Origin of the sequence: Halomonas sp. KM-1 (assembly GCF_000246875.1) — a bacterium.
GTDB lineage: Bacteria > Pseudomonadota > Gammaproteobacteria > Pseudomonadales > Halomonadaceae > Halomonas > Halomonas aerodenitrificans.
Genome location: NZ_BAEU01000055.1, coordinates 1 through 15,434 on the forward strand (window position 1 = coordinate 1; position 15,434 = coordinate 15,434).

The following is a 15,434-nucleotide window of genomic DNA, read 5'->3' on the forward strand; positions in this document are numbered from 1 at the left end:
ATCGCTCGCCGACTTTTCGTACAAAGCCTAGCGAGCTACGCCGGCATGCGTCAGAACGACTTGGGGCTCGGGCGTGCCATGGGTGAGGCATCGTTGGGTGTGTAATGAACGGCGGGGGCGGCTTCCGGTCGGCCCGAGACCAGGCGGTTGCCCATCACCTTGAGGACACCGGGTCGCGTGAAGGCCGAAATGTTGGCCATGCGCCCCAGATTTTCGCCATCGGCCGTGACCGTGTGGTCATGGCGTAGCTGAATATGGCACTGGGGAGATTGGAAATAGACCACGGTTTCATTCGAGCGGGGCGTCTGTCTCAGCAGCTTGGTGGCAAGGAAAGCCAGCAGCACGCGCAGCCATGAGTGGTGCCGAACCGCCACTACGTTCAGCATGCCATCGTCGATACTGGCCTCGGCTATCTCATGCCCGCCGCCGAAATAGGCACCCGAGGCAATGGCAATGGTGAGCCACGGCCCCTCGACGGTGCGATCGTCACACTCGATGCGGCCATGGATGCCGCGCTGCATGCCGAGTCGCTGCGCCAGCGTCAGCAGGTAGCTAAACCGGCCCAGGTGGCGCTTCTGCTCCTGGGAGGCCTTGCGGGAAGGCAGCGTGCCAAGGCCGATATGCGCGACATTGAGGAAGGCCGTGCCATTGAGCCAGGCGACATCGACCTCCAGGCACTGCTGCGAGGCCATCAGCCTGCACAGTTCCAGCGGGTCGTCAGGCAGTCCCAGATTTCGGGCGAAATCGTTGGCCGTGCCGGAGGGCAGCACGCCCAGAGTGGCACCGCGCTCGATGCAGACCGGTGCGACCCGGTTCACCGAGCCATCGCCCCCGGCCACCAGCACGCGGTCGTCGGGGGCCACCTCCTGCTCCCACTCGGTTTCGCTGAGCCCGCGGACGTGCAGTTCCTCGATACCCGCCGCCTGAAGATAGCCCCGCCAGTACGACTCGCCCTGGCGGCCATCACCGGCGGCCTTGTTGACGATCAGCCAGTAGTTCATCGGTGTCTCCTTCACCTGAGGTCACTCCTTGAGCGTAAGGATAGCGAGCTATTGTTCAGCTCGCCTTAGCATAGGTGGAGTCGCTTGGGCCCGTTATCCAGGTGAAGAAAGAACACCCACTCGGTACCGCTCAAAACAGAAAAAAATCCACGGGTTCAGCGGTATGCAGTGCGGGGCAGGGCATGATTCAATCTGCCCATATCGACACGCCGAACAGGCTGCCCCACCTCATTCGTTTCCCCTGCTCGATGACACGCGGTCGGCGCTTCATGCGCTGGCTGTTCGGCATATCATTGCCTTGAATCGGGAAAACCGAGGGGAGGCGGGTAGACGCCCGGCTGTCGAGACCGAACGCTCTCATCACGCTGACAGGAGGACCCTCGTGCCCATGGAGAACCGCTCGACCATTCCAGCCACCATGCACGCCATGGTCCTGACCGGCCACGGCGATATCGACAAGCTGGTGTATCGCAGTGACGTCGCCACGCCGCGTCCCGGGCCGGGGGAGGTGCTGGTGCAGGTCACCGCCACGGCCAAGAACAACACCGACCGCAAGGCCCGGGAAGGGCTCTACCCGACCAAGGACAAGGGCGAGGTGACCTCCTTCGCCATGGGCGGCGAGCCGACCCTGACCTTCCCGCGTATCCAGGGCGCCGACGTGGCCGGCCGCGTGGTGGCGGTGGGCGAGGGTGTCGATGCTTCGCGCATCGGCGAGCGCGGCCTGCTCGACTTCAATCTCTATGCCGACGAGCGTCGCGACATCAACCTGACGCCGGACTACTACGGCCACGGCGCCGACGGCGGCTACGCCGAGTACATCGCCGTGCCGTCGGATCAGTTCCATCACGTGCCAAACCCGGAACTCGCCGACGCCGAGCTGGCGGCCATGGGCATGTGCTCCTACCAGACCGGCTACCACATGATGACCTCGGCCAGGGTCGCGGCGGGGGAGAGGGTGTTGGTCAGCGGGGCCAGCGGCGGCGTGGGTGCTGCGCTGATCCAGATGTGCCGCATCGTCGGTGCGATTCCCTATGCCGTGAGCCAGCCCGACAAGGCCGAGGCGCTGCTGGCACTGGGCGCCGAGGCGGTGATCGACCGCGGCGATCTCTCCACCTTCGTCGAGCGCGTGCTCAAGGCCACCGGTGGGGCGCCCATCGATGCGGTAATGGACCTGGTCGGCGGCGAGATGACCGATCTGTTCATCGACACCATGATCGGCGACATGAAGGCGCGCACCACCTACCCGCGGCTCTCCATCGCCGGGGCCAGCGGCGGCAATCTCAGCGAGATCATGTGGACGCGGATCTACCTCTACCAGGTGCAGATCTTCGGCGTCTCCCACGGTACCCGTGAGGAGGCCGAGCAGTTGGTCGAGTGGATTCGCACGGGTGAGCTCAAGCCGGTGCTGCACGCTGCCTTCAAGCTCTCCGAGCTGCATGAGGCGGAGCGCTACTTCGTCAACCGCGGCAGCAACTACCTGGGCAAGATCGTTGTCGTTCCCGATTCCCAATGGGCCGAGCATGGCGCTCCCTTTGCGCTCGAGGGCACCTTTTTGAAGGACAACGCATGAGCCACGAACTGACTCTGCAACTGCTCGACACCCATGCCGGCGGCGACGTCAGCCGGATCGTGATCGGCGGCATCGATCCGCTGCCCGGCGACACCGTGCGCCAGCAGATGGAGTACCTGGAGAACGATGCCGACGGCCTGCGCAAGCTGCTGCTCGGTGAGCCCTACGGCATCCCCGAGATGTCGGTGGACCTGATCGTGCCCGCCTGCGACCCGCGGGCGCAGATGGGCTACATCATCATGGAGGTGATGGGCTACCCCATCTATTCCGGCTCCAACACCATCTGTACCGCCACGGCGCTGCTCGAAACCGGGCTGGTCCCCAAGCGCGAGGGCATCCAGCACTTCACGCTGGAGTCCCCCGCCGGGCTGGTGCAGATCGAGGCGCGGGTCGAGAACGGCGTGGTGGAGGCGATCACCTGCGGCGGTTTGCCGAGTTACATCGACACCCACCGGGCCACCATCCACGTGCCCGAGGTGGGCGACGTGACCTACAGCATCGCCTACAGCGGAGGCTTCTACGCCCTGGTGGATGCAGCCGAGCTCGGCTTCTCGCTCAAGCGGGAGGAAGAGCGGGCGCTGGCCGAATGCGCCCACCGCATCGTCGAGGCGATCCAGGCGCGCAGCGGCTTCTCCCACTACACCCTGGGCGACGTCGGTCCATTGCCGTTTCTGCACTTCATGGGGCCGGTGGAGCAGATCGCCGACGACTTCTACCGCTCGCGCTCGGCGACCTACGTGCATCCCGGGGTGATCTGTCGCAGCACCACCGGTACCGGCACATCGGCGCGGCTGGCGCTGATGCATCACGAGGGCACCATCAAGCCCGGCGACCGGCTGGAAACCGTCTCGCTGCGCGAGACCGGCTTCATCGGCCAGTTCGTCGAAGCGCGTGAGGCCGGTGGCGGTCACCAAGTGGTGGAGAACACCATCACCGGCAAGAGCTACGTGCTGGCGCGCTCGGAGATCGTGGTCAACTGCGATGACCCGATGGTGGATTGCGGTGGGGTGCACCATATCCTGGCCAGCCGGCATCAGTCGTAGCGGCGTCGCCACTGTTTCACGGCGATCTGCTCCTTGACCAGTTCGAGCATGTCGACGAGCACCTGTTCGGTCACCCGATCGGTGTGCTCGTCGACCTGCAGCCAGGTGTCGAAGCCGCTGTCAGCCATGCGTTCCACCAAGGCGGTGAACTCCGGCGAGCGCAGCCCTTCCATGGCCTCATGCACCAGACGACAGGCCAGATCGCTCATGCTCGCCTCCATGCTGCGGGCGACGACATCACCCATCGGCAGGCGTCGCAGGCGCTTCATTTCCTGACTCTCCGCCACCGTCCGGCTCACCAGCGAGCTGACGTAGCGCATCGTATCGTCGCGGTTGCGCGCGTAGGCGTTGCCGGTCATCTCTTCCAGTCTGCGTGTGAGCTCGTGAATCAGCTGCTGCTTGCGTGGCATCACCACCTGGTCGACGACCCGCGTGGAGAGCGAATCGTTGGAGCGGATCTGCTCCTGCATGTTGCCCAGTAAGCGGATCGCCACGCGGTCGGAGAGCTCCTCGAAGAAGATTTCGTAGTACTTGGTGTAAACGGCGTAGAGCCGCCAGCGGTGCACGTCGATCAACCCCAGTCGGTGCAGACGGGCCAGCAGCGAGATCACGCGCAGGATGCGCAACAGGCGGAAGCCGCCCACCGGGATGCAGCCCAGCACGTCGTACCAGTGCACGAACGGGTAGAAGAACCAACGGTGGTAGCGTCTCTCGGCGATGGCCACCGCCCAGCCCAGCAGCACGTCGAGCACGAAGATGGCGACGAAGATCAGATCGATCTCGACGAAATTCTCGTGGATATGCCGGTCATAGGCGCCATGCAGCCCAGGGGCGACGGCGGCGAAGGCAGCGTTGAGCGGGCCGAGCAGGAACAGGGCGTCGAACAGCAGCAACGCCAGGTTGACCACCACCAGCACGATGATCAGCAGGTCCCAGATCAGGTGCAGGCGCTCCAGCCCGGGGCTCAGCGGGCGCGAGACTCTTCTCGACGGCATGGTGGCTCCTTGCACGGCGTTTAGGCTAAAGGTTAGCAGCCATTTGTTCCCTAGAGTTTCGGCTTGCCGCGCAGAGCCTTGGTCTGCCCCTTCTTCGTCTTCTTGTCCATGCGCTTCTGCTTCGAGGCGCGGCTCGGCTTGGTCGGTTTGCGCGCCTTGCGCGTCTTCACCGCCTCCTGAATCAGTGCCTTGAGCCGCTCCAGGGCGTCTTCGCGGTTCTGCTCGAAGGTGCGAAAGCTCTGCGCCTTGATTACCACCACGCCTTCCTTGGTGATACGGCTGTCGGAGAGCGCCAGCAGCCGCTCCTTGTAGAAGGGCGGCAGGCTGGAAGCAGGAATGTCGAAGCGCAGATGCACTGCGGAGGCCACCTTGTTGACGTTCTGGCCGCCTGCGCCTTGGGCGCGTATCTGGCTGAGCTCGATCTCGTGGTCGGCCAGTTCCACGCTATTGGAGAGTCGCAGCATGTCGGCTTCCTGCGGTGATTGGTGGGGGGCTGCAACGTAGGCTAGACCTCGCTGCCGTAGGCCAAGCGTACCTCTTCGAACAGCCAGTTGGCGAAATTCGCCATGGCCGCGCTGGGCTTGCGTGACTTGAGGCGCGTCAGCCAATAGCTGCCTAGCGCGGCATGAATGTCGAAGGGCTGCACGACCTGGTTGCTGCTCAGCTGGCGGGCAAACATGCGCGGTGGCGCGAGTGCCACCCCCACCCCCTGTACGGCGGCTTCCATCATGGCCAGCGACGAGTCGAAGGTGATGCCACAGGGTCGCGCGGGCGGGCGGGAGATGCCCGCGGCGGCGAACCAGTGGCTCCATTCGCTCTCGCGATAAGAGCGCAGCAGGGTCTGGCGGAACAGGTCCGACGGCGCCCTGAGCGCTTCCGCCAGGCGCGGCGTGCATAAAGCAGAGTGGGGGGCATCGAAGAGCTGCTGAGCCTCAAGCCCGTGCCAGGCCCCATCGCCGAAGCGAATGGCGTAGTCCAGTCCTTCACTGGTCATGTCCACCCGATTGTTATGGGTCGAGATTCGAACTTCGATCAGCGGGTGCCGGGCCTGGAAGCGCGCCAGGCGTGGCAGCAGCCAGCCTACCGCAAAGGTACCTACCGCACCGACATGGAGAATGTCACGTACCCTGCCGCCTTCGAGCCGCTCCAGCATGTCCGCCATGCGGTCGAAGGACTCCCGCATCACCGGCAGCAACGCCTCGCCCTCGGCGGTGATCATCAATCCCCGCGGCAAGCGCTTGAAGAGCGCCACTCCCAGTCGTTCTTCCAATAGCTTGACCTGATGACTCACGGCCGCCTGGGTCACGTTCAGTTCATCGGCGGCGTGGGTAAAGCTCAGATGGCGTGCCGCCGCCTCGAAGGCTCGCAGGGCGTTGAGCGGCAGATAGGGTCTCGTCATATGCCCAAGCTCAGTTTATGGCTCGTGCAAGATATCATGGTTTGTACCTCTCGCCAGCCGGCCGCTACTCTGCGTTGCGACGCGTCGACTTCCCCAAGAGAACCCTACGACAAGCGGACGGAACCATGAGTATCAAGAAAAAAGCCCTCAAAACATTCATGGCGGGCGCGCTAGCTTTTGCGCTGGTGCCGGCCGGCGCGCTGGCCGATGCCTGGCAGGAGCGCAGCGACTGGAGCGAGATATTCCGTGCCAACGAAGCCAGCGGCACCCTGTTGGTGGTCGACAAGCGCGACGGTAGCACCACGACGCTGGTACATGACGGCGAGCGGGCCAGGGAGCGTTTCGTGCCGGCTTCCACGTTCAAGATTCCCCACACTCTGTTCGCTCTGGATGCCGGCGTGGCGGAGGATGAGTTCCAGGTCTTTGCCTGGGATGGCGTCGAGCGCAGCATTCCCCCGTGGAACGCCGATCAGGACCTGCGTTCGGGCATGCGTAGCTCTGTGGTGTGGCTGTACCAGCAGTTCGCCCGCGAAATAGGCGAGGAGCGTGAACGTCATTATTTGGAAGCGATCGATTATGGCAATGCCGAGATCGGTGACCAACTGGAGAACTTCTGGCTCGACGAAGGCATGCTGGAAATTTCTGCCGAGGAGCAGATCGAATTCCTCGAGCGTCTCTACCGTAACGAACTGCCCTTTGATGAGGCCGACCAGCGTCTGGTCAAGGATCTGATGATCACCGCTGCCGGCAGCGACTGGATAGTGCGCGGCAAGACCGGCTGGAGCGGCCAGCTCGGCTGGTGGGTAGGCTGGGTGGAGCGTCCCAGCGGCCCGGTGTTCTTCGCTCTCAACATGGAAACTCCCAATCGCATGGCCGACCTGCCCAAGCGCCAGGGTATCGTCGACGAGGCGTTGCGCACCATCGAGGCACTGCCACCAGCGAACTGATCGCGCTTGCCCAAGGGCCGCTCCGCGCTCGTTGCGGGGCGGCTTTCGAACTCAGTCGAGGCGGCGCTCGACGGCCTCGAAGTAGGCGCGGATGCGTGCCGCATTGGCGCCTACGTCGCTACGTCCCAGGCGGGAGGCCGAGCGAACGTCGAGGCGCACGCCGTCGTCGTCTTCGCTGAGGCGGATGACGATATCGTCTGTGAAGCCGAACCAGGTGGTGGTATCGGTGGCTTCGATGCGGGTCAGGGAGTTGTGCGCCAACTGCCAGCCCATGTCCAGCGCTGCGGCTTCGGCGACGTCCCGCGCCAGGTTGAGCGACACGTCGAGGATCATCGGCTGGATGTCGGGGTAGGCCTCGCGTTGCTGACGCGCCACTGACTCGCCCGGGTACTCCACGGCGTTGGGGGCGGCCTCGCGGTCGGCCGCCAAGGTTTCGAAGGCGGGTGGGTTCTCGGTATCGGTGGTGATGTCGTGTATCGGCGGGGCCGTCTGGGCACGCTGCCAGTGCAGCCAGGGTACGGCAAGCATGGCGGCGGTGGCGACCACCACAAGTCCGCCGATCAGCGCCGGCTGCAGGCGCCGGCAGAAGGTCGCGGCGATCAGCGCCAGCAGCCCCAGGGTTGCGGCGCCAGCGGATAGATAGACGCCACGACGCAGCATGTCGAAGGCACTGCCCAGGGGCAGCAGCTCCAGGCGATAGGCCGGCCCGGCGCCGGCCAGCAACAGGGCGGCCAGCAGCAGCACCAGCAGACTGAACCAGGCAAGGCGGGGCAGCCATCGGCCGCCGCGCGGGCGGCGTCGTGAGTTCAAGTCGGACATGACGATGCTCGACAAGCCAGGAATCGATACCTTCAGCATATCCTCTCGGGCCGGGAGTTGCCGTACCTCGATTTGCATTTCGCAACCTCCCCGCCGCTCACGGCTGCTATCGTTTGCTTAAGGTTCATGCCAAAGCAGCGCATGGAAGCCACGTATTTGGCGCGTGCAAGCGCGCTTCGCAGGAGGCAAGGGATATGCCGACTCGCTCCGATTCCGACCGCTACGGAAGTTCCAAGCGTCACAACCTGCTCGGCGTGCCCGTACATCGCGCCGTTTTCCTCACCTCTGCCACGCTCATCCTGACCCTGGTGGCCTTCGGGGTCGCCATGCCAGAACGTCTCGAGGCCGGTGCCGGGGCGGTACAGGACGCCATCTCCGAAAATCTCGGCTGGTTCTACCTGCTGGCGATGAACGCCTTTCTGATCCTGGCGCTCTATCTGATTTTCAGCCGCTACGGCAACGTCAGGCTCGGCGGCGAGGACGAACGCCCCGAGTTCTCCACCTGGGGCTGGTTCTCAATGCTGTTCGCCGCCGGTACCGGGGTGGGCCTGCTGTTCTACGGCGTGGCCGAGCCGGTCACCTTCTTCGCCGACCCACCCTTCGGTGAGGCCGAAACCGAGCAGGCGGCGAGCGACGCGCTGGTGCACAGCTATTTCCACTGGGGACTGCATGGCTGGTCGATGTACGGTCTGGTGGGTTTGTCGCTGTGCTACTTCTGCTTCAATCGAGGCCTGCCGTTGACCATTCGCTCGGCGTTCATGCCGTTGCTGGGCAGCAAGCGCGTGGAAGGTCCCATCGGCAACGGTATCGATGCCATGGCCGCTACCGGTACGCTGATCGGCGTGGCCGTGTCGCTGGGCCTGGGCGTGCGCCAGATCAACACCGGGCTGGGGCACGCCTATGGCATACCCGATAACATCGGCGTGCAAATCGCACTGATCGCCGGCATCACCACGGTAGCGCTGCTATCGGTGCTCTCCGGCCTGGCCAAGGGCATTCAGCAGCTGTCGAAGCTGGCGATGCTCATCGGCGCCGCCCTGGTGGTCTATGTGCTGTTGTTCGGCCCCACCCAGTTCATTCTCAACTCGATGCTGCAGAGCTTTGGCAACTACATCAACGAGATTCCCAGTCGGGGCACTTTCACCGAGGCCTTCAATCCGCCCGATGCCGAGAGCTGGCAGAACGAGTGGACCCTGTTCTACTTCGCCTGGTGGATCTCCTGGTCGCCCTTCGTCGGTCTGTTCATCGCCCGCGTTTCGCGTGGTCGCACTTTGCGCCAGTATTTGCTCGGCGTGCTGCTGGTGCCCACGTTCACCTCGGTGCTGTGGCTCACGGTGATGGGCGGCTCGGCGCTCTATCGCGAGCTGTTCGAGGCGGCTGGGCTGGTCGACATCGTCGAGGACGAGCCCGAGCTAGCGTTCTTCCTGTTCCTCGACCACTTCCAGATGCCCGAGTGGGTCGTCACCACCAGCATGACCCTGATGATTGCCACGGTGGCGATCTTCTTCATCACCTCGTCGGATTCCGGCTCGCTGATCATCGACATCATCACCTCCGGCGGCGACCCCCACCCACCCAGGACCACAAGGGTGTTCTGGGCCATCCTGGAAGGTGTGGTGGCAGCCGTTCTGCTCACCGCAGGCGGGCTGGAGGCGCTGCAGGCGGTGGCGACCATCTCGGGGCTGCCTTTCGTGGTGATCCTGCTGCTGATGTGTGCCGGGCTCTACCTGGGGCTGCGACGCAACGAGAACGGCAAGGATGGGCAGGCGTCAAGCTCGACTTGACGCCTGCTCGCTTCGGAGCCAGCTTGAAGGACAAGGGAAGACAGTGAAACGGTGACGCCAAGGAGGCATGCCATGAGCCGTTATCATCGACACCGGGCCGACGAACTGGAAGAGGAGATTCGTCGCACCCGCGCTCATCTGGACGACACTCTGCTCGAGCTGGAGAGTCGTTTATCTCCGCCTCGCATCAAGCGCAGCGTCAAGCGCCACCTGCCTCGCAGTGATGGGGCCGGCGCGGGCTTTCTGCGCAACCTGGGGCATTCGATCCGTGAAAATCCTCTGCCGGTGCTGGTCACCGGTGTCGGCCTCGGTTGGTTGGTCGTCTCTCAGCTTCGCTCCGGTTCACGCGGGCAGCGTTGGGCCGATTCGTCGGTGGCAGACGGCACGAGGATCCCGGCGCGCCAGGAAGCGCCTCAGCGTATGGTGGCCACGCACCTGGGGACTCAGCAGGGGCGCAGTGCCATCTCTACGCATCGGCCCGAGGTGGTCGGCGTGGCCACGCATCTCGGCACCGGGCAGGGCTGGAGCGGCTATGTGTACCCGCAGACATGAGAGGCTTGGCCTATTGCGTCGGAAGTATCAGGCGCATCGGGAGTTTTATCGCTATTGCCACCCTGCTCGGCGGAGCCCCGCCGCTGTGGGCGCAGGCCGAGATGGTGGAGACATTTCCCGAAGATGGCGCAAGGCTCGAGCGGGCGCCCGAGGAACTGACGATACGGCTCGACGAGCCGCTGCGCTTGACGCTGTTTGCAGTATCCGGGCCCGAGGGCATGGTCGAACTCGGCGACACCACCCAGGATACCTTGGCTGAGCGTCACCGGGCCGTGCCAGCGGGCCGTATGGTGCCGGGTGAGTATCGCATCGTCTGGCGCGGCACCGCAGCGAGCGGCACGGTCTCGGCAGGCGGATACCGGTTCGAACTCAAGGAATGAGCCCGGTGTTCGAATGCGCTTGCCGAGAGAATTTGCCCGAAGCGTACGCAAGTTGCCGAATCCCAACGTTTCGTTGCGCTGCGTTTCTGGAGCCATGGAGAACTCGTTGCATATCTTGACGGTGTGGGGGCCTACCAAGGAGGACGTACGATGAAAAGGACATTACTGGCAATTGCCATCGGCGCCATTTCTGCCGGATTGGCCGGCGGTACCCTGGCGCAGGAAAACGACTTCGAGCTCGATGACAACGGCAACGTGGGCGAGGAGCAGGCCGCCGAGCCCCAAAATGCACAGAACGAGAACGCTCAGGACGATAATGGCGCCGAGACGGATGTCACGGTGGATGACGACGATCTGCCTGAAGAAGGCGACGACGCCGAAGACTACGAGGAGCTGTACGACGACGCGCCCGCCGACGCCGAGGCAGCGGATGGCGAGGAAGCCAATGGTGACGATGACGCCAATGATACGGGCGAAGCCAACGGCGACGAGCCCGTCACGGACCAGGACGGTGACCTGGAGCTGGACGTGACAGACGACGAAACCCAGGCCGACCCCGGTGACCAGGCCACGACCGACGAGCCCGACACGGCGCAAGATGAACAGGCGACCGAAGACGGGGATGCGGCGCAGGCCGGTCAGGCCGCTCAGCAGGATCCGGAAGCGGGCTTCGAAGAGATGGGGCCGGGCGAAGTCGAGCTGGATCCGTCCATCGCGTCTTTGCAGGCGAGTGAGGTAGAAGGCATGACCGTGATCAACATGGAGGGCGAGACCCTGGGTCAGGTCGAAAACGTGTTGCGTCACGACGATGCCGGCGATCTTCACGCCGTCCTCTCGGTGGGTGGCTTCTGGATCTTCGGCGGTTCCGACGTCGCCCTGCCGCTGGCCGACATGCGCCTCGAAGGCGAGCAACTGGTGCTGCAGGACATCATCGGCCAGGACGAGCTCGACGACCTTACCACCGACTATGACGAGGATCGCTACAGCGAAGTGGATGGAGACATAACCCTGGCGGAAGCCATGGAGCAGCGCTAGTACTGCAGCCGCTGTGACGTGCAGAAAAAGGCAAGGCCATCAAGGCCTTGCCTCTCTTTGTGTAGAGTATCCGCCTACCAGGCCGAGCGAAACGAAGCGGCTACGCGCAGTTACCAAATTTTTCTGAAGATTTTTGTGGGTTGGCTGGCGTAGCGTCTATGTTCAGGAGGTGGTTACCTGTGTCGACTCTAGGAGGGAGTGTTATGAAAAGGACATTACTGGCAATTGCTATCGGTGCCATTTCAGCAGGTCTGGCAGGTGGCGCCCTGGCCCAGGACAACGCCGAGGACGACAACGGCTTGAACGGCGACGCCGCGGTGGGAGAAGAGCAGACCACCATGGATCCCCAGAACGATGACGCCCTGATGGACGAGCCGGACGAGATGGACACCGGCGACGATCTCGACACGGCTCAAGGCGACGACCTCGATCCCATGGGGGCCGACGATCAACTGGACGACGCCCTGCGCGACATGCAGGTCAGCGAGATCGAAGGCATGACCGTGGTGAACCAAGAGGATGAGGAGCTCGGTGACGTTCAGAGTGTGGTTCGCGACAACGACACCGGCGATCTGCATGTAGTCATCACCGTGGGCGGTCTGTGGGGCATGGGCGGTAGCGACATTACCCTGCCGCTGGCGGAAATGGAGCTCCAGGACGACCAGCTCGTCACCCGTCAGGCCTACGGCGAGGACGAACTCGAGGAGTCCGCTCAAGAGTACGATGAAGAGCGCTACAGCGAAGTGGAAGGCGACATGACCTTGGGCGACGCCTGGGGTCAGTGAGTCGGCACAGCCAGCGCTCCAACGGGTACCGTCTGGCGTTACGACTCGAAGAAGGCAAGGCTTGGCAGCCTTGCCTTTTTATTTGCGCTGCTTTTGGCAGACTACCCTGAAGAGATCCTTCTATCGGAAATGAGACGAGATGAGCGAAATCAAAAAGCCTTGGACCGAGCCCATGCCGGAAGCGCAGTTCGACTTGATGCGGCGCATCCTGGATGCGCCAAGCCCCGTGGGGCTGGAAGCCGCCATGACCTACGGCGTGCTCGAGCCTCACTTCAAGAGCTTTGCACCCAAGAGCTGGCACCTGCACCAGTTCAAGGGCCATGCCGGGGTAGTGTGGGATACCCACCCGGGCCGCGACGAGCTGTTCAAGGTGATGATCGTCGGCCACGCCGACAAGATCCGCATGCAGGTGCGCAGCATTGGCGACGACGGCAAGGTCTGGATCAACACCGACTCCTTCCTGCCCAACGTGCTGATCGGCCACGAGGTAAAGCTGTTCAGCGAGGATCCGGAGCAACCCGGGCACTACCGAATCATCCAGGGTGGCACCGTGGAGGCGCTGGGCGCCATCCACTTCTCCGACCCGGCTCAGCGTGAGGGACGCAAGGGCATCAAGAAAGAGCAGATCTATCTCGATCTGCAGATCCACGGCGAGAACAAGAAACAGCAGGTGCTCAATCTCGGCGTGAGGCCCGGCGACTCGATCATCTTCGACCGCCCCATTCGTCACGGCTTCAGCCCCGACACCTTCTACGGCGCATACCTGGACAACGGCCTGGGCTGTTTCGTCACCGCCGAGGTCGCGCGGCTGATAGCCGAGGCCGGCGGGACGGAGAAGGTACGTGTCATGTTCGCCATCGCCAGCTATGAAGAGATTGGCCGCTTCGGCAGCCGGGTACTGGCCGGCGAGCTGGAGCCCGACGTGATCATCGGGGTCGACGTCAATCACGATTACGTGGCCGCCCCCGGCATCGGCGATCGGCGCATGCAGCCGCTGGAGATGGGCAAGGGCTTCACCATGGCGGTGGGAGCGATTGCCAGCGAACAGCTCAATCGCATCATCGAAACCACTGCCCGGGAGCACGGCATTCCCATGCAGCGCGATATCGTCGGTGCCGATACCGGCACTGACGGTATGGCCGGCGTGCTGGCCGCCATCGACTGTGCCGCCACCTCCATCGGCTTCCCCATTCGCAACATGCACACCATCTCCGAGACCGGCAATACCCAGGATGTACTGGCGGCCATCCACGTGCTGAGCTGCACTCTGCAAGCGCTGGACGCACTGCCGGACCCGCATCGTGAATTCCTCGACAACCACCCGCGGCTCGATCAAGCTCAGCGACTGACGCACCAGGGCTCGGCGAAGCCCGAGGGAAATGAAGGCGACAAGCGCCAGGGTCGAGGCCACCAACAGAAGCACCCGTCCTGATGGGGCGTCGGCATTCTGGAAGCCGCCAGCCCATCTCGGAGGCGTTCCACGATTGGGCATTCCATCATCGCAAAGGAGAAATACATGAAGCGTGTCGTGACCCTTGCCCTGCCGCTCGGCCAGTCCCGGCGTAACGCCAAGCGATTGGCGCTTGCCGCCGGATGTACCCTGATGCTGGTGAGCCCGCTGCTGTGGGCGCATGCACATATCACCGCGACCGAGCCCGAGGCCGGGGCGATCCTGGAGCAGGCGCCGGAGCGACTGGAGCTACGCTTCGACTCGCCCATCCGCATCACCCAGTTCGAGGTCACGGGACCTGAAGGGACGGTGGAGCTTGGCGAAGACCCACTCGGTCCGCTGGCGGAGACCCATGGTGCAGTGCCTGCCGAAACCCTGGCGCCCGGTGATTACGAGGTCGTCTGGCGCGGCATCGCCGAGGATGGCCATACCATGTCGGGCGGCTATCGCTTCGCGATTCAGGAGTAAACGGTGGCATCGATCGGCCTGGACCCTTGGACGGCCGGCCGAGTGCTGGCGTTGGCGGGCTTCTATGCTTCTGCACTGCTGGCGATGGGTGGGCTGCTGTTCCGCGCTGCCTTTCCCGGCCAGCCGCCCCGCGATGCCGCCGTACTTGACCGCTGCACCTGTGTGGCCGCTGGCTGCGGCATCGTCATGCTGCTGCTACTGTGGCTGCTTCAGGCCGCCTACCTGGGGGGCGGTAACTGGGCATCGGCCTTCAACCCTGTGCTGCTGGGTATCGTCGGCGAGAGCGCTCAGGGCGAGCGGCTGCGCCTGGCCCTGGTAGGGCTGTTACTGTTGCCCGTTGCGCTCTGGCAAGGGGCGCCTCGCGGCGTCCGCTACGCTGTCGGCGCGCTGGGCGTCGTGCTGATTCTGCTGGCCTTTTCCCGGGTCGGCCACACGCGAGGCTCGCCGTGGCAGAGCGTGCTGCTGATGCTGCACCTGGGTCTTGCCTCCTTCTGGGCTGCGGCGCTGCCGCCCCTTTACCGCGTGGCCGGCAGCGTTTCGTCGGGCGCATCGGCGGAGCAGTTGCAGCGCTTCGGGCGCTTCGGCCTGTTGCTGGTGCCGCTACTTCTCCTCGCTGGCGGCAGTCTGGCCATGTGGCTGATGGGTGGCAGGCCGGGGGCGCTGCTGGACACAGCTTATGGTCAACTGCTCTCGGTCAAGCTGACGCTGGTGATGGGGCTGCTGCTGCTGGGAGCGGCCAACCGCTGGTGGCTGGTGCCCGCCGTGGCGCGCGGCAAGCCCGAGGCGCCGCTCCAACTGAGGTGCAGCATTGCCGTGGAAGCCTGCCTGATGGTCATGATCGTGCTGGTGGCCGCCGTGCTGCTGACGACCAGCTCGCCGGTGCGCTGAACGTGTGGCCCTCTCATGAAGAGCCATCTGTGGTAAAATGCCACAAATGATGCTTTTTGCCTCGCTTGGTTGAGGATATTAAGGGAGAGCTCGACGATGAGTACTTCAAGCGTTCGTCTGGATCATGAGCTGGTCGAAAAGGCCAGTATCATGGCCAAAGCGATGAATCGCTCCACGCCCAAGCAGATCGAGCACTGGGCCAAGATCGGCGAAATGATGGAAGACAATCCCGATCTGCCTTACGAATTCGTGCGCCAGGCCATCATTGCCAAGGCCGAGCGCGAAGCCGGCAAGCTCGAACCCTACGAGTTCGACTAA

Annotated in this window: 17 protein-coding genes; 12 read left to right on the plus strand and 5 right to left on the minus strand. The window is 63.9% G+C overall.

What is annotated here, in order from left to right; translation table 11 throughout:
• Positions 1-50: 50 nt before the first annotated feature.
• A complete protein-coding gene (locus tag B8115_RS05240; protein ID WP_010626709.1) occupies positions 51-1,001 on the minus strand; it encodes a diacylglycerol kinase family protein in 951 nt (316 codons plus the stop codon).
• A gap of 388 nt (positions 1,002-1,389) precedes the next feature.
• Between B8115_RS05240 and B8115_RS05245 the strand changes: the two genes are divergently transcribed.
• Together B8115_RS05245 and B8115_RS05250 are read left to right on the plus strand one after the other, a co-directional pair.
• On the plus strand, positions 1,390-2,571 hold the full coding sequence (locus B8115_RS05245) for a zinc-binding dehydrogenase (protein WP_010626710.1): 1,182 nt from the start codon (positions 1,390-1,392) through the stop codon (positions 2,569-2,571).
• Complete coding sequence (locus tag B8115_RS05250; RefSeq protein WP_010626711.1) at positions 2,568-3,614, plus strand: proline racemase family protein; 1,047 nt, start codon at positions 2,568-2,570, stop codon at positions 3,612-3,614. Before B8115_RS05245 ends, B8115_RS05250 begins: the two co-directional genes overlap by 4 nt.
• Here the strand turns inward: B8115_RS05250 and B8115_RS05255 are convergent.
• From B8115_RS05255 to B8115_RS05265, 3 genes are read right to left on the minus strand one after another with little or no spacing between them, the layout of a single operon-like run.
• On the minus strand, positions 3,605-4,609 hold the full coding sequence (locus B8115_RS05255) for a hypothetical protein (protein WP_010626712.1): 1,005 nt from the start codon (positions 4,607-4,609) through the stop codon (positions 3,605-3,607). The two genes, B8115_RS05250 and B8115_RS05255, sit on opposite strands and share 10 nt — an antisense overlap.
• Before the next feature lie 50 nt (positions 4,610-4,659).
• Positions 4,660-5,073 carry an alternative ribosome rescue aminoacyl-tRNA hydrolase ArfB gene (arfB, locus tag B8115_RS05260; RefSeq protein WP_010626713.1) on the minus strand — a complete coding sequence of 138 codons (414 nt, stop codon included), beginning with the start codon at positions 5,071-5,073 and terminating at the stop codon, positions 4,660-4,662.
• Between the two features lie 41 nt (positions 5,074-5,114).
• The gene (locus B8115_RS05265; protein ID WP_010626714.1) at positions 5,115-6,008 is read right to left on the minus strand and encodes a LysR family transcriptional regulator; all 894 of its coding nucleotides are present in this window, start codon (positions 6,006-6,008) and stop codon (positions 5,115-5,117) included.
• 158 nt (positions 6,009-6,166) lie between these two features.
• On the opposite strand from B8115_RS05265, the gene blaOXA reads away from it, so the two are divergent.
• Positions 6,167-6,955, plus strand: a complete 789-nt coding sequence (gene blaOXA, locus B8115_RS05270; RefSeq protein ID WP_010626715.1) for a class D beta-lactamase — start codon at positions 6,167-6,169, stop codon at positions 6,953-6,955.
• A gap of 51 nt (positions 6,956-7,006) precedes the next feature.
• Here blaOXA and B8115_RS05275 read toward each other — a convergent pair whose 3' ends face one another.
• Positions 7,007-7,774, minus strand: a complete 768-nt coding sequence (locus B8115_RS05275) for a DUF1499 domain-containing protein (RefSeq protein ID WP_026037904.1) — start codon at positions 7,772-7,774, stop codon at positions 7,007-7,009.
• A gap of 194 nt (positions 7,775-7,968) precedes the next feature.
• Between B8115_RS05275 and B8115_RS05280 the strand changes: the two genes are divergently transcribed.
• The 9 genes from B8115_RS05280 to B8115_RS05320 all read left to right on the plus strand — a co-directional run bounded on the left by B8115_RS05280 (position 7,969) and on the right by B8115_RS05320 (position 15,434).
• A complete protein-coding gene (locus tag B8115_RS05280; protein ID WP_010626717.1) occupies positions 7,969-9,558 on the plus strand; it encodes a BCCT family transporter in 1,590 nt (529 codons plus the stop codon).
• A 72-nt stretch (positions 9,559-9,630) separates the two neighbouring features.
• Complete coding sequence (locus tag B8115_RS05285) at positions 9,631-10,110, plus strand: DUF3618 domain-containing protein (protein ID WP_010626718.1); 480 nt, start codon at positions 9,631-9,633, stop codon at positions 10,108-10,110.
• A 5-nt stretch (positions 10,111-10,115) separates the two neighbouring features.
• Positions 10,116-10,490 (plus strand): copper resistance CopC family protein, encoded by a 375-nt coding sequence (locus B8115_RS05290; RefSeq protein ID WP_158409639.1) that lies wholly within the window; start codon positions 10,116-10,118, stop codon positions 10,488-10,490.
• 150 nt (positions 10,491-10,640) lie between these two features.
• Positions 10,641-11,525 carry a PRC-barrel domain-containing protein gene (locus B8115_RS05295; protein ID WP_010626720.1) on the plus strand — a complete coding sequence of 295 codons (885 nt, stop codon included), beginning with the start codon at positions 10,641-10,643 and terminating at the stop codon, positions 11,523-11,525.
• 203 nt (positions 11,526-11,728) lie between these two features.
• Positions 11,729-12,310, plus strand: a complete 582-nt coding sequence (locus B8115_RS05300; protein ID WP_010626721.1) for a PRC-barrel domain-containing protein — start codon at positions 11,729-11,731, stop codon at positions 12,308-12,310.
• A 139-nt stretch (positions 12,311-12,449) separates the two neighbouring features.
• Positions 12,450-13,742 carry a M20/M25/M40 family metallo-hydrolase gene (locus B8115_RS05305; RefSeq protein ID WP_010626722.1) on the plus strand — a complete coding sequence of 431 codons (1,293 nt, stop codon included), beginning with the start codon at positions 12,450-12,452 and terminating at the stop codon, positions 13,740-13,742.
• 84 nt (positions 13,743-13,826) lie between these two features.
• Positions 13,827-14,228, plus strand: coding sequence for a copper resistance CopC family protein (locus B8115_RS05310; protein WP_010626723.1), 402 nt, complete (start codon positions 13,827-13,829; stop codon positions 14,226-14,228).
• Positions 14,229-14,231: 3 nt separating this feature from the next.
• Positions 14,232-15,116 (plus strand): CopD family protein, encoded by an 885-nt coding sequence (locus B8115_RS05315; protein ID WP_010626724.1) that lies wholly within the window; start codon positions 14,232-14,234, stop codon positions 15,114-15,116.
• 96 nt (positions 15,117-15,212) lie between these two features.
• Positions 15,213-15,434, plus strand: a complete 222-nt coding sequence (locus B8115_RS05320) for a hypothetical protein (protein WP_010626725.1) — start codon at positions 15,213-15,215, stop codon at positions 15,432-15,434.